Below are 24,789 nucleotides of genomic sequence, written 5' to 3'. Positions count from 1 at the left end.
TTCAGGCGTATAACCTGTAGAGACTTTTTGATCTGCATGCGGACATCAACACGGGGTAGCGACATGACCACAGCAAACATCCTTGGCAATCTGTTCCCTTCTGTCAGCGACATCCCGGAAAAATACCGCCTCGACGCTCAGGTCGAGCAACGCGAATATCTGGTCGACGGCCAGTTGCGCCGTTGGGACGGCCCGCTCGCTACCGTGCGCAGTCCGGTGTATCTCACGGGCGCCAACGGCGACGAACAAGTGATTCTCGGCAGCACGCCGCTGCTCGATGCCGACACCGCCCTCACTGCCCTCGACGCCGCCGTGCGCGCCTACGACCGGGGCCAGGGCCTGTGGCCGACCATGCGCGTGGCCGAACGCATCCAGCACGTCGAAGCCTTCCTCGGGCGCATGCGCCAGCAGCGCGATGCCGTGGTCAAGCTGTTGATGTGGGAAATCGGCAAGAACCTCAAGGACTCGGAAAAAGAGTTCGACCGCACCTGCGATTACATCGTCGACACCATCAATGCGCTCAAGGAACTCGACCGTCGCTCCAGCCGTTTCGAGCTGGAACAGGACACCCTCGGGCAGATCCGTCGCGTGCCTTTGGGTGTGGCGCTGTGCATGGGCCCTTACAACTATCCACTGAACGAGACTTTCACCACGCTGATCCCGGCGCTGATCATGGGCAACACCGTGGTGTTCAAACCGGCCAAGCTCGGCGTGCTGCTGATTCGTCCGTTGCTGGAAGCGTTCCGCGACAGCTTCCCGACCGGTGTGATCAACGTGATCTACGGCAGCGGCCGCGAAACCGTCAGCGCGCTGATGGCCAGCGGCAAGATCGATATCTTCGCCTTCATCGGCACCAACAAAGCTGCCAGCGACCTGAAGAAGCTGCACCCGAAACCGCACCGTTTGCGCGCCGCGCTCGGTCTGGACGCGAAAAACCCCGGCATCGTCCTGCCGGAAGTCGACCTCGACAACGCCGTCAGCGAGGCCGTGACCGGTTCGCTGTCGTTCAACGGTCAGCGCTGCACCGCACTGAAAATTCTCTTCGTGCATGAAGACGTCGTCGACAGCTTCATCGAGAAATTCAACGCTCGACTGGCCACACTGAAACCGGGCATGCCGTGGGACAGCGGCGTTTCGCTGACGCCGTTGCCCGAGTCGGGCAAGGTCGATTACCTGCATGGTCTGGTAGCAGACGCGCAAAGCAAAGGCGCACAAGTGGTCAATCCGAATGGCGGCGAATCCCGCGAATCGTTCTTCTATCCGGCAGTGCTGTACCCGGCGAACCCGCAGATGCGCGTCTACCAGGAAGAGCAGTTCGGCCCGGTGGTGCCGATCGTGCCGTACCGTCATCTCGATACGGTGATCGACTACGTGCTGGAGTCGGATTTCGGCCAGCAGTTGAGCATTTTCGGCACCAATCCGGTGGCGGTCGGCCGTCTGGTCGACACCTTTGCCAACCAGGTCGGGCGGATCAATCTCAACGCGCAGTGCCAGCGCGGGCCGGACACTTACCCGTTCAACGGCCGCAAAAATTCCGCCGAAGGGACGCTGTCGGTGCACGATGCGCTGCGGGTGTTTTCGATCCGTACGCTGGTGGCGACCAAGTTCCAGGACAGCAACAAGGAGCTGATCAGCGAGATCATTCGCGGCCGCGATTCGAGCTTCCTGACCACCGATTACATTTTCTGACCTGTGCGCAGAGCGCTTGGCGATAAACGCAGGAGAAGTCATCAGCTTCGGGTCTAAGGCCACGACCCTCCCGGCCATTCAGTGTCTACACTGTTCCCAGCGCTGCGCTGGATGCCGGGAGGTGAATCATGCTTGATTACTTCGCGTTGGGACTGTTGGTGTTCGTCGGTCTCGTGCTGTTCTACGGGATCATCGTGTTGCATGACATACCGTATGAGATTGCCGTTCATCGCAACCACCCGCATCAGGATGCGATCCACGCCACCGGCTGGGTCAGTCTGTTTACCCTGCACGCGCTCTGGCCATTCCTGTGGATCTGGGCGATGGCGTACCGAGAGGATCGCGGCTGGGGATTCGGCGATGGCAAATCGGTGCAAAGCCATGTCACCCGCCTCGAACAACAAGTGATCCAGTTGCAAACCCGCCTCGAGCAACTCGAAGCCCGCACGCCCAGCGCTGCGCCGTCCTCCAGTCATCCTGGCGAGGGCATTTGAGCAATGGATCTTCTCCTCGTTCTGACTTATGCCGCCATCTGCGTTGCAATCTTCAAGATCTTCCGCATTCCATTGAACAAATGGACAGTGCCCACGGCAGTTCTTGGCGGTATTGCGTTGGTCGGCGCGCTGATTTTCACCATGAATTACAACCATCCCTATTCTGAAGTGGCGCGTTCCTATTTCGTCTCGGTACCGGTGATTCCGATTGTCAGTGGCCAGGTCATCGAGGTGCCGGTACACGGCAACGAACCGCTGGAAAAAGGCGATGTGCTGTTTCGCATTGATCCCACGCCTTTCGAAAACCGCTTGAAATCGCTCAAGGCGCAACTGGTTGCCGCCAAGGGTGATCGCTATCGCATCACCGAACTGATCCGCCGCAATTTCGGCACCCAACGCGAACTGGATGCGGCAATTGCCCGCACCGATGACCTGCAGGCGCAGCTGGATAACGCCCAGTTCGAACTGGACAACACCACGGTTCGCGCGCCGAGCAAAGGCTTTGTCACCCATGTTTCGTTGCGCCCGGGGATGATGGCGAGCAAGTTGCCGTTGCGCCCGTCCATGGTGTTCATTCCCGAAGAGGGTCAATATTTTGCCGCGTGGATGCGCCAGAACAGCCTGTTGCGGCTGACCGTCGGCGATGAGGCGGAAGTGGCGTTCGACGGCATCCCGGGCAAGGTATTCGAAGGTCGGGTGAAGAACGTCATCGGGGTGATTGCCGAAGGCCAGGTACAACCGTCCGGCACACTGATCGGCTATACCGGTTCGCCGCCGGCCGGACGGGTGCCGGTGATCATCGAAATCACCGATCCCGACTTCGCCCAGTACAGCAAGCTGATGCCCGGCGGCGCTTACGGTCAGGCGGCGTTGTACAGCCAGCACTTCCATCACATCGGCGCAATGCGCAAAATCCTTCTGCGCATGTCAGCGTGGATGAATTACATTTTTCCATTCCACTAAGAAATTGATAACGAGAGGCCCGCACTGAGTACTTACAGCACCCATCGACTTCCGCCGTTGCTGCGCCGTGTCTTGCGTCCGTTGCTTGATCCCTATCGACGTTACCGGCATGCGCGGTTGATCCATGCGGTACGCGTTGCCCTCGGATTGTTGGCGACCATCCTGCTGACCACCGGCATCAACCTGCCTCACGGTGAATGGGCTTCGGTGACCATGCTGGTGGTGATCGGCGGTTTGCAGCATCACGGCAACATCGGCAAGAAAGCCGCTGAGCGCGCCACCGGCACGTTGATCGGCGCCGGCGTCGGTTTGTTACTGGTGGCACAGCAGGCCTGGCTCGGCATGCCATGGCTGACCTATTTTGCGATGGCGGTGGTCTGCGGATTTTTCTCCTATCACGCCATCGGCAAGGGCGGCTACACCGCCCTGCTCTCGGCCATCACTGTGTTCATCGTCGCCGGGCATGGCGACAATCCGATCACCGACGGCTTGTGGCGCGGTGTCGACATTCTGATCGGCATCGCCCTCGCCCTGGCCTTCTCTTTCGCCCTGCCGCTGTACGCCGTGTACTCGTGGCGCTACAACCTGGCCGACGCCTTGCGCGATTGCGCCACGGTGTACGGGCGCATCATCAGCGGCCAGGCGGTGAGCGCCGATGAGCACCTGAAACTGATGAGCCGCCTTGGTGCGGTGATGGTGCAACTGCGGTCGCTGATGCCATCGGTGTCCAAGGAAGTGAAGATTTCCATGACCGAACTCGATGCCATCCAGCGCAACCTGCGCATGTGCATCAGCACCCTGGAGATCCTCGGCAATACCCGGCCGGACAGCAACGATCCGCAGGCCATGGCCCATCTGCAAACCGCACTGAAGGCTGAACACCGGCAGATTCGGGTGCAACTGATCGGCATGGCGCGGGCCTTGAAAACCGGCGCTTCGCAACGACTGGAGCGACCGCTGGAGTTGCCGGACGCCAGCCTCGACACAGCGGTCTACAGCGCACTGGACGGCTATCGCCTGTTGACCCGGCAACTGGCCGCGAACATCGGCGAGATGCGCCAGCGCCTGGCGAAGACCGCACCGCGCTGGAACATCTGAACAGCGCCGGAGAATTTACATGCAACAAAACCGACAGGATCATTACAATGCGCCATCACAGTGGACGTGTCATGGGCGCATAAATGCAATTCAGGAATAATATCAATGCTTTACGAGCGCTCGCCGTCCTCGCGGTGGTACTTTTTCACTTCCGGATTCCGGGCTTTGACGGCGGTTTTGTCGGCGTTGACATATTCTTCGTGATCTCCGGCTTTCTGATGACCGGGATCATTGTCAGCGGTCTGCAGCAACAAAAGTTCTCCCTTCTCGGCTTCTATGCCTCCCGTGCCCGACGGATCATTCCGGCGCTACTGACCCTGTGTGTGGCGGCCGCCAAACGCTGCCATGCGACGGTGATCGATCCGACGCCGTACCTTCGCCCGGCGGGTACTTGCATGGGCTCCAAGGACGGCGTGGCGTTGTACTTCGATGACAACCATCTGGTCGATGCCGGTAACCAGCAGTTGAAAGACCTGTTCAAGGATCTGCTCAAGCCAATCTAGGGCCGCGCCGCCACGCCGGCCCTGGATTTCACCCCCCAACCCTGTTGCATGCCGGCGGCCGCCAGCAGGATCGCTGCCACCCCGAGCCATTGCAGGGGTTGCAGGCGATGGCCAAAGGCAAACCAGTCGACGAAGATCGCCGCGATCGGGTAGACAAACGACAGCGCGCCGGTCAATGCCGTCGGCAGTTTCTGGATCGCGCCATACAGCAGCACATACATCAGGCCGGTGTGGACGATGCCCAGTGTCACCAGGCTGGCCCAGGCACCGGGTGCTTGCGGCAGCGCCGAAAAGTGCGCGAACGGTGCCAGCAACAGTACGCCGGTGCACACCTGAATCAGTGCGATCAAATGCGGTGGCGTGCCGGTCAGGCGCTTGATGATCAGCGCCGCAATCGCATAGAGAAACGCCGCGCCCAAGGCCAGGCCGATGCCCAGCAAGTAGTCGTTGCCGCCCTCGCCCTGCGTACTGTGAGCACTGACAATCGCCAGCATGCCGATGAACGAAACCGCCAGCCAGAACAGCTTCTGCAGGGTGATTTTCTCGCCAAGAAACAGCGCGGCCAGACCGACCAGCATGAACGGCTGCACGTTGTACACGGCCGTGCCGATGGCAATCGAAGCCCGCGAGTAAGAGGCAAACAACAGCAGCCAATTGCCGACAATCGCGACCCCGCTGAGCACCGCCAGCAGGAACGTCGTGCGCGTGAGAACGCCCGGACGCAAGAAGCCGAAGGCCGCGCAGATCAGCAGCAAGGTGCCGGCGCCGAACACACAGCGCCAGAACACCACATCGAGTACCGGTTGCCCGGACATAAGTACGAACCAGCCGATCGTCCCGGAAATCAGCATGGCCGCGGTCATTTCAAATGAGCCGCGCCGGATTGGGTTGTCCATTATCAATCTCCTGAGCAGTTGGCGAAAACCTGACAAAAGTATGCCAACCCCGGCCGGGTGTTCTCCAGAGTAAAAAGCAGGCTAAACTCGATTTACGCCTTTTTTATCGCGGGTGATTTCCCTCGATTGCCTAATCCCGGAGCGAGCTCATGACCGACGATATCGACCAGATTCTCATCAGTGCCTTGATGGAAGATTCGCGACGCTCGCTGAAGGCGCTGGCACAGCTCAGCGGGCTGTCGTCGCCGAGCGTGGCCGAACGTTTGCGCAGGCTGGAGGAGCGCGGTGTGCTTCAGGGTTATACCGTCGAAATCGACCCTAAATGCTTCGGTTATCAGTTGCAGGCCATCGTGCGCGTGCGGCCGCTGCCGGGGCAGTTGCAGGAAGTGGAGCGGCAGATTATGGCGATTCCCGAGTTTACCGAGTGCGACAAGGTCACCGGCGAAGACTGCTTTATCGCCCGCTTGCACGTGCGCTCGATGGAGCAACTGGACACCCTCCTCGACCGCCTCAACACCTTGGCGGAAACCAATACCGCGATCGTCAAGAAGACCCCGGTCAAGCGCCGACTGCCGCCGATGGCGTGAGTGCTTTTTTTGCACGTTCGGCGTAGATTGAGGTTTTTCCGGCGAAGGATTGGCGGTAATGAGAATTCAGGCAATAGTGCTCGCGGCGGTGATACTCGGCGGTTGCGGGACGGTACAGACCGTGGTGCGCGATGATCAGGTCGCGGTGGACGGCCTCAAGAAGCAGAAGAGTTATTGCGGGGCGGTGCCAAGAATCTACAGCGGCCTCGCCTACGACTTTTGCAGTTTGCATGCTCCTCTGGGCGAAGGCGTGGATGCCGACGACTACAAAAACGCCGCAATTCCTGTGGTGTTGATCGATGCCGTGGTGTCCGGGGCACTCGATACGCTTTTGCTGCCCTACACCGTCTACAAACAACAGACTGACGGCAGCATCGTGATCAACTGACCACCGCGGGACATGTAGTCGACCGCATTCCCTCAGACAACAAAAAACCCGCCTAGGCGGGTTTTTCGTTATTACACAGACTGCGATCAGTCGTCGCGGCTCATGATGCCGAAGATCTGCAACAAGCTGATGAACAGGTTGTAGATCGATACATACAGGCTGATGGTCGCCATGATGTAGTTACGCTCGCCGCCCTGGATGATGGCGCTGGTCTGGAACAGGATGCACACCGACGAGAACAGCACGAAACCTGCGCTGATCGCCAGTTGCAGGCCGCTGATCTGGAAGAAGAAGCTCGCCAGCGTTGCACCCAGCAGGACGAAGAAGCCGGCGGTGATGAAACCACCGAGGAAGCTCATGTCCTTGCGGGTAATCAGCACGTAAGCCGACAGACCACCAAACACCAGTGCAGTCATGGCGAAAGCCGAGCTGACCACTTCAGCGCCGCCCTGCATGCCCAGGTAACGGTTGAGGATCGGGCCAAGCAGGAAACCCATGAAACCGGTCAGCGCGAAAGCGGACACCAGGCCCCACGCGGAATCACGCAGCTTGTTGGTAAGGAAGAACAACCCGTAGAAGCCGATCAGCACCACGAAAATATTCGGGTAGCCAACGCGCATCTGCTGGGCAACGAAAGCCATCACGCCGCTGAATGCAAGGGTGAGAGCCAGTAGGCCGTAAGTGTTGCGCAGGACGCGGCTAACCTCTAGCTGCTCAGCCTGCACGCCGTTATTAACTGCGTAATCCTGTTCGCGCATGGCGACACTCCTGTTGGTTTGAAACGTTCAGTCGCAAAGATCATAACAGACGCTCTGTAACAAGCCATGCAGAGAGTTTGACAGTGTGTTTCATTCAGGTATTATGGCGCCCGCAACGCAACGGAGGTGTGGCCGAGTGGTTTAAGGCAACGGTCTTGAAAACCGTCGACTGTAACAGGTCCATGAGTTCGAATCCCATCGCCTCCGCCATATTTGTACCGACAAAGCCCTGATTATTCAGGGCTTTGTCGTTTCTGGGGTTCGCGGAAATACCAGCCCTGACGAATGTGTTCCATGACTTTTATGGACGCGCTCCATGACTCGACCTGTTTGCACCCTTCTACGGCGTCCTGCTGAACCTGAAACACTCTTCATGTAACACGGTGCCACGCTGGGTTCTTCCACGCAGGAAACCCGATGCCGAATTCAGATCTGCTCCCCTCCCTCAGGGCCAGCAGAATCGTTTTTCGAACCACGTAACGTCCTATTGCATGGTCGCACTCATGTCAGCGTTTGGCGCAGATCAGTACCAGCAAAAAGGCAGTGATGCCGTATCAGCCACGAAAGTGAATGGTAAGTCGATGATTACAAGCGGACCGAGAAATTGCGCGAGTACATATTCACCCTTGACGCCGTCATAGCACTCATAGGGTGGGTTCGTTACGGCCCCAAGCCAAGCACAACCACCGAGTTGAGCTATGGCCAAAATCAAGATGAGCTTCCGTAGCACGTAACTTCCTTATTATTTTTCCATTGTGCGATCTGTAGACGCTGTCGCGAAGAGTTAGTTACTTTTCCGACACAACCCGAATGCACCCCCCTCCGCGCCCAAGGGCAACCAGCGGCGCGGAGGGGTGAAGATCTGTGGTGAAACTGCCAGGGTTGAATCCACACCCTAAGGTGGACACGATGATGGCAATTGGATAGTGTCCGGCGTTCTGCCTGCGGCATCAGCGAACAGCAGATTCCGCCTTCGTCCGTGCAGCGATTTTCCCAAAACAACACCGCGTTCGTGCAATCACCTTTGAGCCAACGGCGAGCAAGGACGACAGACAACGTTGTACGACACAACATCATAGAACATCCAATATCAGTTAGAACTCAGGAGATCACCTTGAACAAGGTTGTTTACGTACCGGCAAAATTTAAACCAGTCGGAAAAGAAGTCACCGTAAAAATCCCAACAGGAGAAACCAAAAAGGGTTTTTTTGGTGGTTTGAAGGAAGTGACTGTCAAAGATACGGAATGGCAACAAACCGGCTGGTCGGACTGTGAAATTGATGGGGAAGTTCTTTCTCAGGATATAGCGTCAGCCGTTGCGGAGCTTAATGCCGAAGGTTACGAAGTCGTTGCAATCCAACCCATCATTTCCGGGGCATATGATTACAAATGGGATAAATACAGCTCGGCTGACACCGGAGCTTCAACCTGCTACAGCTATGGATATGGCTACAGCTATACGGAAGGCACAACCATCATTGCAAAAAAAGTCATCACCAACTAAGCGTGTTTGCAGTGCGGCCTGACAGACGGGCCACGACTGTGCGCTTCGCCACGAGGGGCCTGCGTTCTGCTGCCCCTTGAACATGGCGCTCTTGCCCCGCGTTGAGAGCAAGCCAAGGGTGGAGCAACTTGCTCATCCAAATCCCCACGGATGCGCTGGCGCTAACAGGCACGGTGTCCTAACCTTTTCCTGGCCGACCGGAACCGGCAAAGTGGACTAAGGGAGCAAGCGGATGGCGAACAAAAAAGGAACTGAACTGGTAGCCGATCTGGAAGCAATCGCCGGGTCAGATGGAATTTTCGGAATATGTTATTCGATTCTTACATGGAGTGGTGTAGGAAAAGGATTCAACCCTTTAAGCCTTGGTTCTTGGGCAAAGACGCTAGGCAAGCTTGCTGAGGATGGACACGCCACGACGTTTCTTGTCGATGGAGCAAACATCACGCTGACGGGCATTAGTGAAGACGGCTGGGAGTTCGACACAGATGCGCTTGATGCACAAGATTGGGCACGCGCCACGGGAAGTGCAACAACGTACGTTTACTACATAGGCGTAAACCAGCAATTCATTAAAAAGTATAGAAAACTTGAAGCCAGACTAAAGAAAACCAAGACCACCTACGATGTCCTTTGGCCAAATCTTGCCAGCGCGAAAACCCAATACCAAAATTGTGTCAGCCATAGCCACTACCTGGTTTCCGAACTAGGGCTTGCTCACTGGGCGAACACCATCAAGGGTTGGTGGATGCCCTCCGCAAGCAACTGGGTGGATTGGTTTAAAAGCTTTGCCCCGACACAACGAGACGGGTTCATCTGGAAGTACAAGAAATTCGAAAGCACAAACACGCACATCCCATAACCGTCATTTGCGAGCACCTCGCCCGCACCAGTTCATTTACAAAAAAGCCCCGACCATCCGGGGTTTTGTCGTCTTCAGGATTTGCAAATACACTCACAGCCTCAACCCTGCGAACAAGGAGCTGTTCATGAACAAGATTTTCCTGCTGTTCACGCTCATCAGCGTGCTGGCCGGCTGCAACACCTACTCTGACGGACACCCGCGCAGCTCCGAAGACCCCGGCTGCAAAACCGCTCAGAAGCAGGCGGGATGCCTTTGAATCAGCGTTCGTCGATGGGCGCGATAAAATTTTGCCTGGGCATTCTGTTGCTGTTTTGCAATGCCGACTTTAGCTACCGAAAGCCTCGCAGGGTCTTCACTACGGGTTTCGTCTGTTTCTGCATGGTAGTCGCCGTGACAGAGCTGTTGATCCTGACCATGATTTATTACCCGCCCCGGTGAAGCCTCGACAAATACCGGCAGCGAACGCGGCTTTCTTCTATTGGCCCACGATCGCCGCCGATCCCTGTGAACAGTTTGCTAGCCGCCGCAGTATCCGCCCGGCGTACATGCGAGGCGCAAAAATTCTTTCGCCTGACTCAACATCGGAAGATGCCTAGTTCTGCAACGCAACCTGTTTGGCCTCGATTTTCAGTTCACTGAGGCGCTTGAGCATCGCGATGATGTTGACGCGAGCAGAGCCTTCATTAGCCAGGCGCAGGCGCTTGACGCCAATCACGGAGTCACCGAAGCCTGCGGTGAAAGGCGTACGGATGACTTCACGCAGAACGACCTTGTTGGTATTGGCTTCCACCAGCGTGTATTCCACTTCGCTGGTGACCTCGAAATTCAGTCCGAACAGAGGCTGGTCAACGCGCAGCAAATTCGCCCGCAGAGCATAAGTGGCTGATTTTTCGTCGCCAAGCAAATCAGCGTTAGCGAGCGATTGCTTGAGTGCTGCGCCGAAGTCAGGGCTGTCGATTTCCGAAGTCCACAGAGGGTTGGTTTTATCCCCGCCATTCACTTCGGAAACTCGCACATTTTTCTTCAGCTGTGCGTCATAGGAGCTTGCCTTGTCTTGATCGGCCGCGACGGTCATGCCGGAAACTTGTGCGGAGGAGGCACAGCCAGTGCAGAGAGCGATGAAAGCAGAAGCTAAAAGCAGGCGAAGATAGATCATTTGAAAATCCTTGAGAGTGTAGATTCCAACGAGATTGCAAATGCTAGCACTTGGCCATATTTTCAACCACCCAGCAATTCTCCCCGACAACTCAGTGGGTCCCTCCGCCGCCATTCTCGTGTTCTTTCAAGGACTGCCCGACTGGCTTCGGCAGGTTGCAACACGCTCAGGAACAGTTGTGTCTTTTCCCAGAAAAATTGAATTAGCCAGTCATCCACCCGGTCAAGAATCATGAACGCAGTAAATCTGACGAGGTAACAGCGATGACTATCGAAGCAGAGACACTCGTAGAATTGACCGAAGCGCTGCAAGAGCGCGGCATGACCTTGGTTGCCGATGTAGCTTTCACACGGGCGCCGTACCGGCACAAACACCGCTGGATCTGTACATTGGAATAACCCTGCACTTTGCCGACGGCGCGACGTTAAAGCCCGCCGCCGGCTCCATCCTGCCGTGCCACGCGTGTTCGCGCTTGACAGCATCCACAGCCAAAGCCGCCGATAAATGGCAGAATCCCCTCATCCTGATCATTTCGGAGACCACAATGCTTCGCGTGTTTGAACAACGGCTCGACCCATTCCCGCCCGACGAGGCGCCGCCTCCGCCAGTCGGTCTGATGCGGTTTCTGTGGGCCTGCATGCGCGGTGCGCGCGGTTATGTGCTGGTGCTGGCGCTGCTCAGCGCCAGCGTGTCGATCTATGAAGCGTGGCTGTTTTCATTTCTCGGCCAGGTCGTCGATCTGCTGTCGACATGGCAGGCCGGCGGCGAGGCGAATGGCCAGGAAACCCGAGTGCTTTGGGGGATCGGCATCGTGTTGCTCACCAGCATTGGCCTGGTGGCGCTGCGAACCATGGTCCAGCACCAGATATTGGCGATCAATTTGCCGCTGCGCCTGCGCTGGGATTTCCACCGACTGATGTTGCGCCAAAGCCTTTCATTCTTCTCCGACGAGTTTTCCGGGCGGGTCACGACCAAGGTCATGCAGACCGCATTGGCGGTGCGCGAAGTGCTGTTTACCCTGATCGAAATCCTCCCCGGCATCGGCGTTTATTTCATCGCCATCATTGCCTTGGCCGGCGGTTTCGCGCTGAAACTGATGCTGCCTTTCATTATCTGGGTCGCATTGTTCGCAGTAGCGATGCTGTACTTTGTCCCGCGCCTGGGTGAGGTCGGGCAGGAACAGGCGCATGCGCGCTCGTCGATGACCGGGCGGATTTCCGACGCTTATACCAACATCACCACGGTGAAACTGTTCTCCCACTCCAAACGTGAAGCGCATTTCGCGCGTGCGGCGATGGAGGACTTCAAGCAGACCGGTTTTCGCCAGATGCGTCTGGTCAGCCAGTTCGAGATCGTCAATCAGGCACTGGTGGTCGCGTTGATCATGGGCGCCGGCGGCTATGCGTTGTGGCTGTGGCACCAGGGCGAAGTCGGCACGGGCGCCGTCGCGGCGATTACCGCCATGGCGTTGCGCATCAACGGCATGTCGCACTGGATCATGTGGCAAATGACCTCGCTGTTCGAAAACATCGGCACCGTTCAAGACGGCATGGCCACCCTCACCCGTGGCCCCAAGGTGCAGGACGCGCCGAACGCCACCACGCTGGTGCCCTCGGGCGGCGCGGTGAGTTTCGACAACGTCAGTTTCAACTACAACGGTGAACGCCAGGTGCTCGACAGCTTGAGCCTGAATATTCGTCCGGGTGAGAAAATCGGTCTGGTGGGCCGCTCCGGCGCGGGCAAATCGACGCTGATCAACCTGCTGCTGCGCTTCTATGACGTAGAAAGCGGCGAGATTCGCATCGACGGGCAAAACATCGCGAAGGTGACACAAGACAGCCTGCGCAGCACGATTGGCATGGTCACTCAGGATACGTCCCTGCTGCACCGCTCGATTCGCGACAACATCGCCTATGGCCGGCCGGACGCAACCGACGCGCAAATCCATCGCGCCGCAGCCAATGCTCAGGCCGACGGTTTCATCAGCCAATTGAGCGACAAACAAGGTCACAACGGCTACGACACGCTGGTCGGCGAGCGCGGCATCAAGCTGTCGGGCGGCCAGCGCCAACGCATCGCCATCGCTCGGGTGATGCTCAAGAACGCGCCGATCCTGTTGCTTGACGAAGCGACAAGCGCTCTGGATTCGGAAGTCGAAGTGGCGATCCAGGAAAGCCTCGATGAGATGATGAAGGGCAAGACCGTCATCGCCATCGCTCATCGGCTGTCGACAATTGCCGCGATGGATCGGCTTATCGTCATGGATGAGGGGCGCATCGTCGAACAAGGCACTCACGCCGAACTGCTGGAAAAAAACGGCATCTACGCGCGACTCTGGCAGCATCAGAGTGGTGGATTTCTGGGTGAGGATCAGGGCGTGAGCGCGGCGCTGGATCAGGCGTAAACGCGTGCCCAAGGACCGTCGCTCGCCGTCGCGCGGTCCTTGTCACTCAGAGCCAGCGGCCCGCCAAACGGGCCAAAGCGATCAATGCAGGATGATCCTCGTATGCCGAAAAAACCGCCCGTTAGCCAACCAGCCGCCAGCGCCGCCGACATCGAGCGCTCGATCCAGGCCCTGAATAAAATGGCCGAGCGCCTTTGGGGCGAGGGTCGCGAAGCGGAAGCCAAAGCCCTGCTCGATGCCCTCGACGCCTTGAACCGGGCGCTCGACCGAATCCGCATTGGCGAGAGCCGCAGGGCCGCGACCCTGCATTGAGCCTTGCGCTTACGGCTTGATGGTGTTGCCCTCTCAAACGTAGTGGTGTGGAGGGCTTTACTCTGAATGCGGCATGTCAGCGGAATGTGTCGCCAGCCTGGGGTTTTTTATGCGCATGTGTACGCGCACGGGATGGATACACGTTTATACAAAGGAGGCTTCTTTTTGCAGCAGCGCCAACAGCCAGGTTCGGAAAGCGACGATCTTTTTCGAATCAGCCGTTTCATGCGGCGTGACCAGATAGAAGCCCAGATCATCTTTCAGGCGCAGATCAAAGGGCGCCACCAGCCGCCCCGCGCGCAAGTCATCGTCGACATAACTTGAGCGCCCGATGCACACGCCCTGCCCGTCAATCGCCGCCTGCACCGCCATCATCGCCAGGTCAAAGGTCAACCGTGAACCTTTGGCCAATGCTTGCGGCTGACCGGCAGCACCCAGCCAAGTGCTCCAGTCGTTGGCGGTCATGCCGCTGACCTGCAGCATCGTCTGTCCGGCCAGATCGGCCGGCGTCCGCAAGGCCTGCGTTCCGGCAAGCAACGCCGGGCTGCACACCGGAAAAATTTCGTCGGACATCAGCCAGTCCGCGCGCAAACCCTTCCAGTCGCCGCGTCCATAACGGATCGCCGCATCGATACCACCGTGGCGAAAATCCACCAGTTCGGTCGAAGCACTGACCCGCACATCGATATCGGCAAATGCCTGCTGGAAGGCCGGCAAACGCGGCAGCAACCACTTCGACGCCAGCGAGACCAAGGTGCTGATGGTCAACACGCTGTGGCTGCCTGATTCGAGCAGTCTTTGCGTCGAGTAGCGCAGTTCCTGAAACGCCGCGCGCACACCGGGCAGATACTCTTGCCCTGCTTCGCTCAGCGTCAGGCCGTCCTTGCGCCGCAGAAACAGGACAACGCCAAGTTCTTCTTCAAGCCTGCGAATCTGATGACTGATAGCGGTTTGCGTGACATTCAACTCCGCGCCCGCCTGGGTAAAACTCATGTGGCGCGCGGCGCATTCGAAAGCTCGCAAGCCGTTTAGCGAGGGAAGTCTGGCGACCATATGACAATTCACACCCATGAGATTTTGTCATACGCTATCACCCAAAATGCCCTTTGCGAAAGCCTTGTTGAAAGTCGATTCTGACGCCCTTTCACCGTCAGGAAAATGCCATGAAACTGTACTTCGCCCCGATGACCTGTTCGCTCTCCCCGCACATCGTACTGCGAGAATTGGGTCTGCCTTTCGAACTGATTCGCGTCAATAACCAGACCAAGCGCACTGCCGACGGCCGTGATTTTCTCGAGATAAATCCCAAGGGTTATGTCGCCGCGCTGGTGCTGGATAACGCTGAAGTGCTGACGGAAGGCCCGGCGATCCTGCAATACCTTGTCGACCTCGTACCGGGCCATCGACTGGCGCCCGCACCTGCAACCTGGGCGCGCACGCGCTTGCAGGAACAGCTGAATTTCATCAGCACGGAAATCCATGGCGGCAGCGCGCCGCTGTTCAGCGCGGACATTCCCGAAGCGGTCAAGGCCATCTTCAAAGGCAAGCTGTGCAAGCGCCTGGACTATCTGAACCAAACAATCGCCAATCAGGAGTGGCTGATCGGCGACTTCAGTGTCGCCGATACCTATCTGTTTACCGTGCTCAGATGGCTGCCGACCTTCAACATCGACATCGCCGACTGGCCAGCCCTCGGTGCGTACATGCGCCGCATCGGCGCGCGTCCCTGCGTGCTGGCCGCCATCGCCGCAGAAGCGGCGACGCAACCAGTCTGATCAGCGAGGCAGGCTGAGTCCGGCGTGATGATCTTTCGTGTCCAGCCGTGCCGACGTTTGCCGCTGGTTATCCGCAGGTGCCGATCGCCCGAACGGGCCATGTCGACAACGAATCTGTAAACTGGCGCGATCTTCACTCGCTCAAACAAGAGAACCCCATGGCCAATCAAGACATCATCTTCACCCCCGATCCGGACGCCGATTCGATTTCCTCTGACGTCACCACGTTCAACGGCATCATGGTTTCCACCCAGATCCCGACCCGCGCCGATGGCAGCCTGGAACTGGGTGGCATCACCGAGCAGAGCGAATGCACGCTGCAAGCGCTGAAAGTCGCACTGGAACGCGCCGGCAGTTCGATGGATCGCGTCATGCACCTGACCATCTACCTCACCGACATGGCTGACCGCGCCGCGTTCAACGAAGTCTACCAACGCTTCTTCGCCAAACCGTGGCCGGTGCGTGCGGCGGTGGGCGTGGCGTCGCTGGCGGTTGCAGGGATGCGCGTGGAAGTTACGGCGATGGCGGCCAAGGCCTGATTCCGGACTGCTCGCGATGGCGTTTGATCTGCGCGCATTGAAATTAAATGTGCCGACGCTTTCGCGAGCAGGCTCGCTCCCACTCAGGGTTGTGTATCGCAGTGTGTACGAAGCTGCTGGCGATACAGCGACTTGCAACTGCAGCCTTCTTCGACACAGACCGGATACGTCTGCACGCTCCAATGCACTCAAGGTTTCAGGGGTTCATTCAGCACCCTTGGCCAACAGGCTCGCACAGGAGACGTCAGCATGAAGAAGGCCCTGCTCACCCGCACAAGCGCATTTGGTTTGTCGATTCTGGCGTTGGCGTTGTCCGGCACGCTTGCCACCGCTCAAGCGCAAACGGCTGAACCTGCCGCTGTCAGTTACTCCGCGCCCTCGCCTTTTGGCCCACTCAAGCATGTGCAAGCCGGGGTGCTCGACGTGGCCTACGCCGAAACCGGTCCGGCCGATGGCCCGGTGGTGATCCTGCTGCACGGCTGGCCCTACGACATTCACAGCTATGACGAAGTCGCACCATTGCTCGCGGCCAAGGGCTATCGGGTGTTGATGCCATATGCGCGCGGTTATGGCGATACGCAATTCCTCGCCAAAGACACCCTGCGTAACGGCCAGCCAGCGGCACTGGCCAGCGACGTTATCGACTTCATGGATGCGCTGAAGATCAAGCAAGCAGTGCTCGGCGGCTATGACTGGGGCGCGCGTTCGGCGGACATCGTCTCGGCGCTGTGGCCGGAACGCGTGAAGGCGCTGGTGTCGGTCAGCGGTTACCTGATCGGCAATCAGGCGGCCGGGCAAAACCCGCTGCCACCCAAGGCGGAATTACAGTGGTGGTATCAGTTCTACTTTGCCACCGAGCGTGGGCGCGCCGGTTACGAGAAGAATACTCACGATTTCGCCAAGCTGATCTGGCAGACCGCCTCGCCGCAGTGGAAGTTTGACGACGCCACCTTCGAGCGCAGTGCCAAAGCGCTGGAGAACCCCGATCACGTCGCCATCACCGTGTTCAACTACCGCTGGCGTCTGGGTCTGGTGCAGGGCGAAGCGCGCTACGCTGCGCTGGAACAGAAACTCGCCACCGCGCCGTCGATCAGCGTGCCAACCATCACCCTTGAAGGCGACGCCAACGGTGCCCCGCACCCGGCGCCGGAGGATTACGCCAAACGCTTCAGCGGCAAGTATCAGTTCCGTTTGATCAACGGTGGCATCGGCCACAACCTGCCGCAGGAAGACCCGCAGGCGTTTGCCAAAGCGCTGATCGATGCTGATCACCTCTGAGCAAACCTGAAGAAAACGGCTGGTGCTATTTGACCAGACGTTTTTCTTTCGACGGCCGATAGCCGAAATACGCGCTGTAGCATTTGCTGAAATGGCTCGGCGAAACGAAACCGCATGCCACCAGCACTTCCACTTGCGACAGCTCGGTGTGTTGCAGCAGGCGCCGCGCTTCGGTAATCCGCAGTTCCAGGTAGTAACGCTGTGGCGTGGTGCCCAATTGTTCCTTGAACAGACGCTCCAACTGCCGGCGCGAGCGCCCGGCGTACACCGCCAATTGTTCCAGCTCCAGCGGCTCTTCCAGATTGGCGTCCATCAGTTTCACCACTTCTCGCAGCGGCGCACTGACGCAGATGTTTTCATCCGGTTTGATCCGCCGGTAGCGCGACTCTTCGAAAGCCAGAATGTCTTCGATGCCCTCGACCAGCGCTTTGCCGTGCAGGCTTTTGATCCAGTCCAGCGCCATGTGGAAAGCCCCGGACGGACTCGAGGCCGTGAGCCGGTCGCGATCAATCACGTAGGGTTCGCTGCTGACGTGGGTGTTCTTGGCGATTTCGGTCAGCGCCGGACGATGTTCCGGGTGAATCGCGCAACGATAGCCATCAAGCAAACCGGCACGCCCGAGAAACCACGAGCCGTTCCACAATCCGGCGAGGCTGATACCGCGCTCTGCGGCAACCCTGAGCAAATGAATGAACTCGTCACTGGCGCGCAGCTCAGTGCGGTAACCGCCGCACACCACCAGCAGATCCAGTTCCTGCAACGCGGCTGAATCAATACGCGCATCAGGCCGGATCACCAGGCCCAGATCACTGATCACCTCGCCATCTCCCAAGCCGAACGTGCGTGAAGAAAACAGCCCCGGCCGCAACAGGTTGGTGGTGACCACCGTATCCAGTGCCTGGGTGAAGGCCGGCAGTGAAAAGTGTTCGAGCAGCAAGAAACCGGTGCGAGTCACGCGCGTGCTGTCAGCAGATTGCTCATTCAGATAGCGGAGGTTTTTGCCTTTCATGCCTCCGCTGAATTGACGTCGTTCGATCAAGTTCAGGTCCATCGATGATGTTGTTATCCACCGATAGTTGGCTTGATCCGCGCCAGAGTCAATCACGCCTGCGGCTGATGGCTGGTTACACAGTGAATCCCGCCGCCACCGGCAGCAACCGCATCGATGTCGAGCTGGACGATTTCACGATCCGGGTACAGCTGCGACAACAGGTCAAAGGCCTTCTGGTCGGCGGCTTTATCGCCGAACTGCGGGGCGATGATCGCGCCGTTGATCACGAAGTAGTTGATGTAACCGGCGGCGAAGTCCGGGTTGTTCTTGTTGAACTTGCTCTTGCGTGGATTCAGTGGCGGCGAAATCGTGTGGACTTGCAATTTGCGGCCATCGGCATCGGTGGCGTTCTTGAGGATTTCCAGGTGTGCCAAAGTGACCTTGTGATCGTAGGATTCAGGGTCGGTGTCGAGGTTGGCAATCACCACACCGGGTTTGATGAAGCGCGCGTAGAAATCGACATGGGCGTCGGTGATGTCCTTGTTCTTGATCCCCGGCAGCCAGATGATTTTGCGCAGGCCGAGGCGCTCTTTCAGTTCAGCTTCAACGTCAGCCTTGCTCCAGTCGGGATTACGGTTGCTGTTGATCCAGCTGCTTTCGGTCATGATCCCGGTGCCGTGGCCATCGACTTCAATGGCGCCGCCCTCACCGACCAACTCGGTACGGATATAAGTGGCTTGCGCGTCGTCGGCGACCAGCGCGGCGATTTGCGCATCCTTGCTGTGCTGCTGCTTATTGCCCCAACCATTGAAATTGAAATCGACGGCGCCCAATCCGCCCTCGTCGTCGATGACGAAATTGGCACCGATATCGCGCATCCAGATGTCGTCGAGCCCGGCGGTAACGTAGGTGATGTTTTTGCTGCCACAGAATTCTTCGGCGAGGCTGCGCTCGTTCTTGCGGCAGAACACCGTGACCGGTTCGAAACGGGCGATGGCGCGGGCGATGCGGCCGAGGGCTTCTTGCACGTCTTTGGTGAAATCTTCCCAGATTGCATCCTGCGCGCCGAAGGCAATGTAGGCGCGTTCATGTTTGTCGCCCTCGTCGGGCATGAACCAGCGCCCTGGTGCGGCGGCAAGCACTTTGCCCGGAGACAGGCCGAGGCCCATGAACGCAGCGCTGACGCCAGCGACCACCGAGGCCTGTTTGATGAAATCGCGACGAGTCGTCATGTTGGTTTTCCCGTGAATCAGTGAAGGCCGGCACTGACGCCGGCCGTGGATCATTTGCCAGTGGCAGTCTTGAACTTGGTCCAGGTGCGCATGCGTGCGCGCATGTCCGCCTGGGGAATATCCTTGCCCGGGATCAATCGAGCATAGGTTGCCTCGTCGAGGTAGATGTCGGGGTTGTCACGCATGCTCGCATCGACACTTGCCCGCGCCTTGGCGTTGGAGGTCGGGTAACCGGTGAAATTGCTGATCGCCGCCATGTTCTGCGGGCGCATGACGAAGTTGATGAACGCGTAGGCGTATTCCGGGTGTTTGGCGTCGACCGCAATGGCCATGGTGTCCATCCATACCGTGGTGCCTTCACGCGGCACGCGATATTCGAAGCGCGTGTGTTTGCCGGCGCTGTCGGAGGTGCGTTGCGCCTGGGTCATGTCGCCGCTGTAGCCGAGCGAAAGGCACAGGTTGCCGTTGACCAGATCGGTCACCGGTTGCGACTGGAACTTGCGGATGTACGGCCGCAGCTTCATCAGCAAATCACTCGCCGCCGCCAGATCCGCAGGTTTTGCGCTGCGCGGATCACGACCGAGATAATTGAGCACCACCGCCAGCACTTCGTCCGGCGAGTCGATCATCGAGATCCCGCAGTCGGCGAATTTCGCCGCCAGCTCCGGCTTGAACAGCATGTCCAGGCTGTTAACCGGTGCTTCAGCCATGCGCTTTTTGATCTGTTCTTCGTTGTAAGTCAGGCCGATGGTGCCCCAGGTGTAAGGCACCGTGGCTTTGTTGGAGTGCTCGTAATGGCTGCGCAGTTTCTGTAACCCGGGTTCGATGTCCGCTGTTTCAGTCAACTTCGCCTGGTCCAGTGGCATCAGGCTGCCGGCGCGCATCAGCCGTTCGGCCACGGTGTCGCCGGGGAAGATCAGGTCATAGCCGCTGCCGCCGGAGAGCATCTTCGCTTCAAGGGTTTCGCTGCCATCCATGACGTCGTAGAGCACCTTGATCCCGGTTTCCGCAGTGAAGCGGCTCAGGGTGTCTTCGGCAAAATAATCGGCCCAGTTGTACAGGCGCAGGGTTTTGTCCTCGGCATGCAATGACGGGATAACGCAGATCAGTGCCAGGCCCATCGCGCCGAGCAACCGCTTGTGGTTCATAACCATGTCAGACCCCTTGAGTATTCCAGCGTGCATGAAGGTGACGGCCGTCCTGGCTGAGCAGTGCGCCGTACATTTCCGGACGGCGATCGCGGTAGATGCCCCAGCTCAAACGTTCTTCGCGCATCGCCGCCAGATCGAAGCTTTGCAGGAGCACGCCAGTGCTGTCGCGGTCGGCTGTGGCGAGCAACTGGCCTTTGTGATCGCTGATGAACGATGAACCGTAGAAGCTCATTTGCAGCGCGGGATCGGTGGTCGCCACCTCACGCCCGACGCGGTTCGAGGCCACCACCGGCAACAGATTCGCCGCCGCATGACCGCGCATAGTCATCTGCCAGTGATCGCGTGAATCCAGCGCCGCGCAGCCCGGTTCCGAGCCGATGGCGGTTGGATACAGCAGCACTTCGGCGCCCATCAACGCCAGGCAGCGCGCGGTCTCGGGGAACCACTGATCCCAACAAATACCCACGCCGAGACGGCCAAATGCCGTGTCCCAGACTTTGAAACCGCTATCGCCGGGGCTGAAATATTCCTTCTCCTGATAGCCGATGGCATTGGGGATGTGAGTCTTGCGATACACCCCCAACAAGCGCCCGTCGGCATCGGCCACGGCCAGCGAATTGAAGTAGGCGTTGCCGGCCTTCTCGAACCAGCTCAGCGGCAACACCACGCCCAACTCGCGGGCCAGCGCGGCGAAGCGTTCGAGCACGCGGCTGTCGCGATATTCTTCGGCCAGGGTCATGTGTTTATGGCTTTGTTCGATGCAGAAATACGGCGTGGCGAACAGCTCCTGCAACAGGATCACTTGCGCGCCCTGCTGCGCCGCATCGCGGACGAGTTGTTCGGCACGATCGAGGTTGCCCGGCAGATCCCAAGTGCACGGCATCTGGGTGGTAGCGATGGTCAGCGTTGTCATGATTTCAACCCTTCACCGGCCAGGCTGGCTGCTGCTGGGTAATGCAATGCACCCCGCCGCCGCCATGCGCCAGATGATTGATGCGCACCGGCACCACTTCGCGTCCGGGGAAGGCTTGCGCCAATACCTTGGCTGCAACGTCGTCGGCCTCGATGCCATACGCCGGCATGATGATCGCGCCGTTGGCGATGTAGAAATTGGTATACGAGGCGCAGAATACTTCGGCCTCGGTGTCGACCGCGTCGCTGGCTTCGAACAGTTCGATCAGCTCGAATTTGCGCCCCTGTGCATCGGTGGCGAGTTCCAGCGCTCGACGGTTTTCCCGCGCCACTTCGGCGTACACCGACGATTGCTCGTGAGTCGCATCCACCAATAAAACGCCGGGGCGGGCAAATGCGCAGACGCCATCGACGTGGCCGTCAGTCATGTCGCCGGTGACGTAATCCGGATCGCCCGGCAGCCAAATGGTCTTCTTCACGCCGAGCAAACGGCTGAAGACCTCTTCCATCTCGGCCTTGCTCATGCCCGGGTTGCGGTTCGGGTTGAGCAGCACCGATTCGGTGGTGATCAACGTGCCTTCGCCGTCAACGTGAATCGCCCCGCCCTCGTTGCTCAGCGGTGTGCCGAAACATTCCAGGCCGAGATGATTAAGCGCACGCCGCGCCAGGCTTTCGTCGAGATCGTGGGCCGACTTGCCACCCCACGCATTGAAGCGCCAGCTCACGCCAGCCAGCCCTTGTTGCGGGTGGCAGACAAACGTCGGGCCGGAGTCGCGGCACCAGCTGTCGTTCACCGTCAACGGAATCAATTCAATGTTGGCGCCGCACAGTGCTTTCGCGCTGGCGATGGCCGAAGGATCGACCACCAGTCTCACCGGTTCGAACCGGGCGATGGCGTTGGCCACACGGGCGAAATCTTCCTGCACCTGCGCCATCGTCACGCCCCAACCTGACTCCCACAAAGCCTTGTTGTGCGGCCAGACCATCCACGTCGCGGCATGCGTGACCCATTCTGCCGGCATCATCCAGGCGCTGTTTTTATTGTCGTTGTGCTGCATGATATGCCTCGTTAGTTAAGCCAATGTGTTCACGACGCCAATGCTACGGAGGCGCAAACAGGCAAACAAACGATGGATTTTGCGGATAACTGATTAGAGGAACTTATCGATATGCTCAAGCACTGGCCACCGCTCAGCTCGCTGCGCGGCTTTGAAGCGGCTGCCCGACTTGGCAGTTTTCACAAGGCGGCTGAAGAGCTGAGCCTCACTCAATCAGCGATCAGCCAGCAGATCCGCAGCCTTGAGGCGTATCTGGAACAGCCGCTGTTTTTCCGTAGCGGACGTAGCGTCGCGCTCACCGATGCCGGCCACGATTTGCTCAGCACCACGCAGGCGATGCTGCAGCAATTGTCGGTCGGCATTCGTCGCCTGGGGCAATATCAGAAACCCAATCAATTGGTGCTCAACACCACGCCAGCCTTCGCCCGACATTGGTTGCTGCCGCGTCTGGCGGATTTCCGCGCGCAGCATCCAGAGGTCGATCTGTGGATCTACAGCACTGATGAGGTGCCGGACATGGCCACGCAAACCATCGACATCGCGGTGCGCGACGACATCAGCTCGCAGGCCGAATGCAGTTTCAAGGTGCTGCACGCCGACCGCCTCTATCCCGCCTGCCATCCGAGCCTGTTGACCCAGCCAGCAGCCGGACGCACCACGTTGCATGGTGAGCGGGAAATGGACTGGAGTCATTGGGCTGTGGAGGCCGGGATCGACGTCGGCCAGCAGGATCAGGGGCTAAACTTTTCCGATCCGGGATTGCTGCTCGACGCCGCCTGTGCGGGGCTTGGCATCGCTCTGGTCAGTCAGTTGCTCAGCCGTCAGGCGCAAGCTGACGGCTTGTTGCAAGCGCTGGTCGAGGACACCATTCGCGGACCGAACTGGGCCTTGTTGACCCATCGCGACAGTGAGCATGACCCGCTGGCGAAAAGCTTTATCGCCTGGTTGTCAGCCAATCTCAGCGCTGATCAGATCACCGAGAAAACACCGGCGCCGAGTCTTCCTTCCAAGCGGCCATAAAGCACATAGTGCTGATAGCCATTCTTCAATTCACCGGTAGACACTGCGCGCCTGACGTCTTCGTTCAATTGCAGATACTGGGCCTCATCGAAATTTTCCGCACTGACTTCGCCAGCACGTCCCAGCATCTCGCTGTCCACCGGAAGTCCCATGCTGGCGAGATTCTCGAAATCAATGATGCGACTGACCGCGTGTCGCTCCAGTACCCCTTGGTTGGGGAACATCGAGTAGACATGCATGCCCTTTTTCGCGCAGCGGCTGCACATGTCGACGCAGTTTTTCTGCGTGTTTTTGCGCTGCATCAGTTCCGCCACCGGCATGTCGAGGTACTTGCCGACCTGATATTCGTTCTGATTGAAGATCGTGCAGCACAAAATCGTATTGCCATTGCAGTCGATCACCAGCCAGTCATCCTTGAGCAGGCAATCTTGCTGATGATGCTGCTGGGCTACATTGACAATATCGTCGTAGGGCGGCAGCGCGAGTCTTTTCAGGGTTTCGTAATCGCTATCGGTAACTGAAGGATCGCGGTCGATAATGGCCAGCGTTTTCTCCAGCGGCATCATCACCGAATACCCGGTAGTGAACTTGAAGCCGAGGCGCTCGCTGAATTCACGCATCAGCGCTTCCTCTTCGATGTTATCGAGGTAGCGGTGATAGTAGACGTCGACCCGGGTACTCAAACCCAAGCGCTGCTTGATCTCGTGCAGCGCAATCATGTTCTGTTTTACAACTTCGATATCACCGCCTACATGGCCCTTCTTGTAGGTTTCCTGATAAAAGCCTGACAGCGAAATACGGAAGTAACCCGGTTCGGCCAACAAGGCTTTTTCCATGTTCTTGGCAAGATTGAGGTTGGTGCTGATACCGCTGCCCATACCGGCGGCATTGATGACTTCGATGAATTCGCCAATTTTTGGATGAACCAGAGGCTCGGTCCAGTTGTACAGATAGATCGCCTTGACGCCTTCAGTTTGGGCTTTCTCGACGATCTGCTTGAACATGTCGAGTTGCATGGCTTTTTTGAAGTTGAGGTTTTCCGAGTTACCCATCGGGCATGAAGGGCAGCTCAGATTGCAGGCGCCAACGATATCGATGTACATATTCATTCTGGGTGTTGCTCCATGAGTCGAAAGCTTTGCATCTCATCACTGCAAACTTTCGGACTGCCGCTCGTGTTGGTTTTTTGACGACATTTACCCCTACGCAAGCAATAAGT

Annotated in this window: 26 protein-coding genes, 1 tRNA gene and 2 pseudogenes; 18 read left to right on the top strand and 11 right to left on the bottom strand. The window is 58.3% G+C overall.

Annotation, left to right across the window (positions count from 1 at the left end):
- The first annotated feature begins 63 nt into the window (after positions 1 to 63).
- The 6 genes and pseudogenes from C2E19_RS14215 to C2E19_RS29190 all read left to right on the top strand — a co-directional run bounded on the left by C2E19_RS14215 (position 64) and on the right by C2E19_RS29190 (position 4,747).
- Complete coding sequence (locus C2E19_RS14215) at positions 64 to 1,689, top strand: NADP-dependent glyceraldehyde-3-phosphate dehydrogenase (protein WP_129393305.1); 1,626 nt, start codon at positions 64 to 66, stop codon at positions 1,687 to 1,689.
- 128 nt (positions 1,690 to 1,817) lie between these two features.
- Positions 1,818 to 2,183 (top strand): DUF3302 domain-containing protein, encoded by a 366-nt coding sequence (locus tag C2E19_RS14210; protein ID WP_129393302.1) that lies wholly within the window; start codon positions 1,818 to 1,820, stop codon positions 2,181 to 2,183.
- A gap of 3 nt (positions 2,184 to 2,186) precedes the next feature.
- The gene (locus tag C2E19_RS14205; protein ID WP_129393299.1) at positions 2,187 to 3,146 is read left to right on the top strand and encodes an HlyD family secretion protein; all 960 of its coding nucleotides are present in this window, start codon (positions 2,187 to 2,189) and stop codon (positions 3,144 to 3,146) included.
- Between the two features lie 57 nt (positions 3,147 to 3,203).
- Positions 3,204 to 4,244, top strand: a complete 1,041-nt coding sequence (locus C2E19_RS14200) for an FUSC family protein (protein ID WP_174823934.1) — start codon at positions 3,204 to 3,206, stop codon at positions 4,242 to 4,244.
- Positions 4,245 to 4,327: 83 nt separating this feature from the next.
- Positions 4,328 to 4,573 (top strand): annotated as a pseudogene (locus tag C2E19_RS14195) (acyltransferase family protein); the annotation flags it as partial.
- Positions 4,568 to 4,747, top strand: a complete 180-nt coding sequence (locus C2E19_RS29190; protein WP_256661312.1) for an SGNH hydrolase domain-containing protein — start codon at positions 4,568 to 4,570, stop codon at positions 4,745 to 4,747. The pseudogene C2E19_RS14195 and the gene C2E19_RS29190, both read left to right, overlap by 6 nt.
- On the opposite strand, the pseudogene C2E19_RS14190 reads toward C2E19_RS29190, so the two are convergent.
- Positions 4,734 to 5,643 (bottom strand): annotated as a pseudogene (locus C2E19_RS14190) (DMT family transporter). The gene C2E19_RS29190 and the pseudogene C2E19_RS14190 overlap by 14 nt on opposite strands.
- Before the next feature lie 149 nt (positions 5,644 to 5,792).
- Between C2E19_RS14190 and C2E19_RS14185 the strand changes: the two are divergent.
- Entirely contained in the window at positions 5,793 to 6,230 is a 438-nt protein-coding gene (locus C2E19_RS14185; protein ID WP_129393293.1) for an Lrp/AsnC family transcriptional regulator, read from the top strand.
- Between the two features lie 58 nt (positions 6,231 to 6,288).
- Positions 6,289 to 6,618: a YceK/YidQ family lipoprotein gene (locus C2E19_RS14180; protein WP_129393290.1), complete on the top strand. Its 330-nt coding sequence runs from the start codon at positions 6,289 to 6,291 to the stop codon at positions 6,616 to 6,618.
- An 86-nt stretch (positions 6,619 to 6,704) separates the two neighbouring features.
- On the opposite strand, the gene C2E19_RS14175 is transcribed toward C2E19_RS14180, so the two are convergent.
- Positions 6,705 to 7,376 carry a Bax inhibitor-1/YccA family protein gene (locus C2E19_RS14175; RefSeq protein ID WP_129393287.1) on the bottom strand — a complete coding sequence of 224 codons (672 nt, stop codon included), beginning with the start codon at positions 7,374 to 7,376 and terminating at the stop codon, positions 6,705 to 6,707.
- A 122-nt stretch (positions 7,377 to 7,498) separates the two neighbouring features.
- Here C2E19_RS14175 and C2E19_RS14170 point away from each other — a divergent pair.
- Positions 7,499 to 7,586 (top strand) — tRNA-Ser (locus tag C2E19_RS14170).
- Positions 7,587 to 7,899: 313 nt separating this feature from the next.
- Here the strand turns inward: C2E19_RS14170 and C2E19_RS14165 are convergent.
- Positions 7,900 to 8,106 carry a YceK/YidQ family lipoprotein gene (locus C2E19_RS14165; RefSeq protein ID WP_129393284.1) on the bottom strand — a complete coding sequence of 69 codons (207 nt, stop codon included), beginning with the start codon at positions 8,104 to 8,106 and terminating at the stop codon, positions 7,900 to 7,902.
- 384 nt (positions 8,107 to 8,490) lie between these two features.
- Here C2E19_RS14165 and C2E19_RS14160 point away from each other — a divergent pair, with 384 nt between their 5' ends.
- From C2E19_RS14160 to C2E19_RS29185, 3 genes are all read left to right on the top strand, one after another.
- On the top strand, positions 8,491 to 8,880 hold the full coding sequence (locus C2E19_RS14160; RefSeq protein WP_129393281.1) for a hypothetical protein: 390 nt from the start codon (positions 8,491 to 8,493) through the stop codon (positions 8,878 to 8,880).
- A 232-nt stretch (positions 8,881 to 9,112) separates the two neighbouring features.
- On the top strand, positions 9,113 to 9,739 hold the full coding sequence (locus C2E19_RS14155; RefSeq protein WP_129393278.1) for a hypothetical protein: 627 nt from the start codon (positions 9,113 to 9,115) through the stop codon (positions 9,737 to 9,739).
- Between the two features lie 127 nt (positions 9,740 to 9,866).
- Complete coding sequence (locus C2E19_RS29185) at positions 9,867 to 9,998, top strand: lipoprotein (protein ID WP_256661304.1); 132 nt, start codon at positions 9,867 to 9,869, stop codon at positions 9,996 to 9,998.
- Between the two features lie 336 nt (positions 9,999 to 10,334).
- On the opposite strand, the gene C2E19_RS14145 is transcribed toward C2E19_RS29185, so the two are convergent.
- Positions 10,335 to 10,898, bottom strand: a complete 564-nt coding sequence (locus C2E19_RS14145) for a hypothetical protein (protein WP_256661303.1) — start codon at positions 10,896 to 10,898, stop codon at positions 10,335 to 10,337.
- Positions 10,899 to 11,442: 544 nt separating this feature from the next.
- On the opposite strand from C2E19_RS14145, the gene C2E19_RS14140 reads away from it, so the two are divergent.
- Positions 11,443 to 13,302: an ABC transporter ATP-binding protein gene (locus C2E19_RS14140; protein ID WP_129393272.1), complete on the top strand. Its 1,860-nt coding sequence runs from the start codon at positions 11,443 to 11,445 to the stop codon at positions 13,300 to 13,302.
- Between the two features lie 102 nt (positions 13,303 to 13,404).
- Entirely contained in the window at positions 13,405 to 13,614 is a 210-nt protein-coding gene (locus C2E19_RS14135; RefSeq protein ID WP_129393268.1) for a hypothetical protein, read from the top strand.
- 144 nt (positions 13,615 to 13,758) lie between these two features.
- On the opposite strand, the gene C2E19_RS14130 is transcribed toward C2E19_RS14135, so the two are convergent.
- Entirely contained in the window at positions 13,759 to 14,667 is a 909-nt protein-coding gene (locus tag C2E19_RS14130) for a transcriptional regulator GcvA (protein WP_129393265.1), read from the bottom strand.
- Between the two features lie 110 nt (positions 14,668 to 14,777).
- On the opposite strand from C2E19_RS14130, the gene gstA reads away from it, so the two are divergent.
- The 3 genes from gstA (at position 14,778) to C2E19_RS14115 (ending at position 17,206) form a co-directional block, all read left to right on the top strand.
- Positions 14,778 to 15,389, top strand: a complete 612-nt coding sequence (gene gstA, locus C2E19_RS14125; protein ID WP_129393262.1) for a glutathione transferase GstA — start codon at positions 14,778 to 14,780, stop codon at positions 15,387 to 15,389.
- A 158-nt stretch (positions 15,390 to 15,547) separates the two neighbouring features.
- Positions 15,548 to 15,928 (top strand): RidA family protein, encoded by a 381-nt coding sequence (locus tag C2E19_RS14120; RefSeq protein WP_129393259.1) that lies wholly within the window; start codon positions 15,548 to 15,550, stop codon positions 15,926 to 15,928.
- Between the two features lie 249 nt (positions 15,929 to 16,177).
- Complete coding sequence (locus C2E19_RS14115) at positions 16,178 to 17,206, top strand: alpha/beta fold hydrolase (protein ID WP_129393256.1); 1,029 nt, start codon at positions 16,178 to 16,180, stop codon at positions 17,204 to 17,206.
- Between the two features lie 25 nt (positions 17,207 to 17,231).
- Here the strand turns inward: C2E19_RS14115 and C2E19_RS14110 are convergent, their stop codons facing one another.
- Genes C2E19_RS14110 through C2E19_RS14090 form a run of 5 tightly spaced genes read right to left on the bottom strand, consistent with a single transcriptional unit; the run spans position 17,232 to position 22,550 of the window.
- Positions 17,232 to 18,257, bottom strand: a complete 1,026-nt coding sequence (locus C2E19_RS14110) for a GlxA family transcriptional regulator (protein WP_129393253.1) — start codon at positions 18,255 to 18,257, stop codon at positions 17,232 to 17,234.
- A 50-nt stretch (positions 18,258 to 18,307) separates the two neighbouring features.
- Positions 18,308 to 19,429 carry an agmatine/peptidylarginine deiminase gene (locus C2E19_RS14105; RefSeq protein ID WP_129393250.1) on the bottom strand — a complete coding sequence of 374 codons (1,122 nt, stop codon included), beginning with the start codon at positions 19,427 to 19,429 and terminating at the stop codon, positions 18,308 to 18,310.
- A gap of 50 nt (positions 19,430 to 19,479) precedes the next feature.
- Positions 19,480 to 20,583 carry an extracellular solute-binding protein gene (locus tag C2E19_RS14100; RefSeq protein WP_129393247.1) on the bottom strand — a complete coding sequence of 368 codons (1,104 nt, stop codon included), beginning with the start codon at positions 20,581 to 20,583 and terminating at the stop codon, positions 19,480 to 19,482.
- A gap of 1 nt (position 20,584) precedes the next feature.
- A complete protein-coding gene (gene aguB, locus C2E19_RS14095; RefSeq protein WP_129393244.1) occupies positions 20,585 to 21,493 on the bottom strand; it encodes an N-carbamoylputrescine amidase in 909 nt (302 codons plus the stop codon).
- A 4-nt stretch (positions 21,494 to 21,497) separates the two neighbouring features.
- Positions 21,498 to 22,550: an agmatine/peptidylarginine deiminase gene (locus C2E19_RS14090; protein WP_129393241.1), complete on the bottom strand. Its 1,053-nt coding sequence runs from the start codon at positions 22,548 to 22,550 to the stop codon at positions 21,498 to 21,500.
- A gap of 111 nt (positions 22,551 to 22,661) precedes the next feature.
- Here C2E19_RS14090 and C2E19_RS14085 point away from each other — a divergent pair, with 111 nt between their 5' ends.
- Positions 22,662 to 23,570, top strand: a complete 909-nt coding sequence (locus tag C2E19_RS14085; protein ID WP_129393238.1) for a LysR substrate-binding domain-containing protein — start codon at positions 22,662 to 22,664, stop codon at positions 23,568 to 23,570.
- Here the strand turns inward: C2E19_RS14085 and C2E19_RS14080 are convergent.
- Entirely contained in the window at positions 23,519 to 24,679 is a 1,161-nt protein-coding gene (locus C2E19_RS14080) for a radical SAM/SPASM domain-containing protein (protein ID WP_129393235.1), read from the bottom strand. The two genes, C2E19_RS14085 and C2E19_RS14080, sit on opposite strands and share 52 nt — an antisense overlap.
- Positions 24,680 to 24,789: the final 110 nt, after the last annotated feature.

This window comes from Pseudomonas sp. DTU12.3, from assembly GCF_004124275.1.
Taxonomy (GTDB): Bacteria; Pseudomonadota; Gammaproteobacteria; order Pseudomonadales; family Pseudomonadaceae; genus Aquipseudomonas; species Aquipseudomonas helmanticensis.
This window is presented reverse-complemented; position numbering and strand designations above follow the sequence as displayed.

Bases quoted from the DNA above. Each gene is read 5' to 3' on its own strand.
- C2E19_RS14215 (WP_129393305.1), top strand. From the start codon at position 64: ATGACCACAGCAAACATCCTTGGCAATCTGTTCCCTTCTGTCAGCGAC.
- C2E19_RS14210 (WP_129393302.1), top strand. From the start codon at position 1,818: ATGCTTGATTACTTCGCGTTGGGACTGTTGGTGTTCGTCGGTCTCGTG.
- C2E19_RS14205 (WP_129393299.1), top strand. From the start codon at position 2,187: ATGGATCTTCTCCTCGTTCTGACTTATGCCGCCATCTGCGTTGCAATC.
- C2E19_RS14185 (WP_129393293.1), top strand. From the start codon at position 5,793: ATGACCGACGATATCGACCAGATTCTCATCAGTGCCTTGATGGAAGAT.
- C2E19_RS14180 (WP_129393290.1), top strand. From the start codon at position 6,289: ATGAGAATTCAGGCAATAGTGCTCGCGGCGGTGATACTCGGCGGTTGC.
- C2E19_RS14175 (WP_129393287.1), bottom strand. From the start codon at position 7,376: ATGCGCGAACAGGATTACGCAGTTAATAACGGCGTGCAGGCTGAGCAG.
- C2E19_RS14155 (WP_129393278.1), top strand. From the start codon at position 9,113: ATGGCGAACAAAAAAGGAACTGAACTGGTAGCCGATCTGGAAGCAATC.
- C2E19_RS29185 (WP_256661304.1), top strand. From the start codon at position 9,867: ATGAACAAGATTTTCCTGCTGTTCACGCTCATCAGCGTGCTGGCCGGC.
- C2E19_RS14145 (WP_256661303.1), bottom strand. From the start codon at position 10,898: ATGATCTATCTTCGCCTGCTTTTAGCTTCTGCTTTCATCGCTCTCTGC.
- C2E19_RS14140 (WP_129393272.1), top strand. From the start codon at position 11,443: ATGCTTCGCGTGTTTGAACAACGGCTCGACCCATTCCCGCCCGACGAG.
- C2E19_RS14135 (WP_129393268.1), top strand. From the start codon at position 13,405: ATGCCGAAAAAACCGCCCGTTAGCCAACCAGCCGCCAGCGCCGCCGAC.
- C2E19_RS14130 (WP_129393265.1), bottom strand. From the start codon at position 14,667: ATGGTCGCCAGACTTCCCTCGCTAAACGGCTTGCGAGCTTTCGAATGC.
- gstA (WP_129393262.1), top strand. From the start codon at position 14,778: ATGAAACTGTACTTCGCCCCGATGACCTGTTCGCTCTCCCCGCACATC.
- C2E19_RS14120 (WP_129393259.1), top strand. From the start codon at position 15,548: ATGGCCAATCAAGACATCATCTTCACCCCCGATCCGGACGCCGATTCG.
- C2E19_RS14115 (WP_129393256.1), top strand. From the start codon at position 16,178: ATGAAGAAGGCCCTGCTCACCCGCACAAGCGCATTTGGTTTGTCGATT.
- C2E19_RS14110 (WP_129393253.1), bottom strand. From the start codon at position 18,257: ATGGACCTGAACTTGATCGAACGACGTCAATTCAGCGGAGGCATGAAA.
- C2E19_RS14105 (WP_129393250.1), bottom strand. From the start codon at position 19,429: ATGACGACTCGTCGCGATTTCATCAAACAGGCCTCGGTGGTCGCTGGC.
- C2E19_RS14100 (WP_129393247.1), bottom strand. From the start codon at position 20,583: ATGGTTATGAACCACAAGCGGTTGCTCGGCGCGATGGGCCTGGCACTG.
- aguB (WP_129393244.1), bottom strand. From the start codon at position 21,493: ATGACAACGCTGACCATCGCTACCACCCAGATGCCGTGCACTTGGGAT.
- C2E19_RS14090 (WP_129393241.1), bottom strand. From the start codon at position 22,550: ATGCAGCACAACGACAATAAAAACAGCGCCTGGATGATGCCGGCAGAA.
- C2E19_RS14085 (WP_129393238.1), top strand. From the start codon at position 22,662: ATGCTCAAGCACTGGCCACCGCTCAGCTCGCTGCGCGGCTTTGAAGCG.
- C2E19_RS14080 (WP_129393235.1), bottom strand. From the start codon at position 24,679: ATGAATATGTACATCGATATCGTTGGCGCCTGCAATCTGAGCTGCCCT.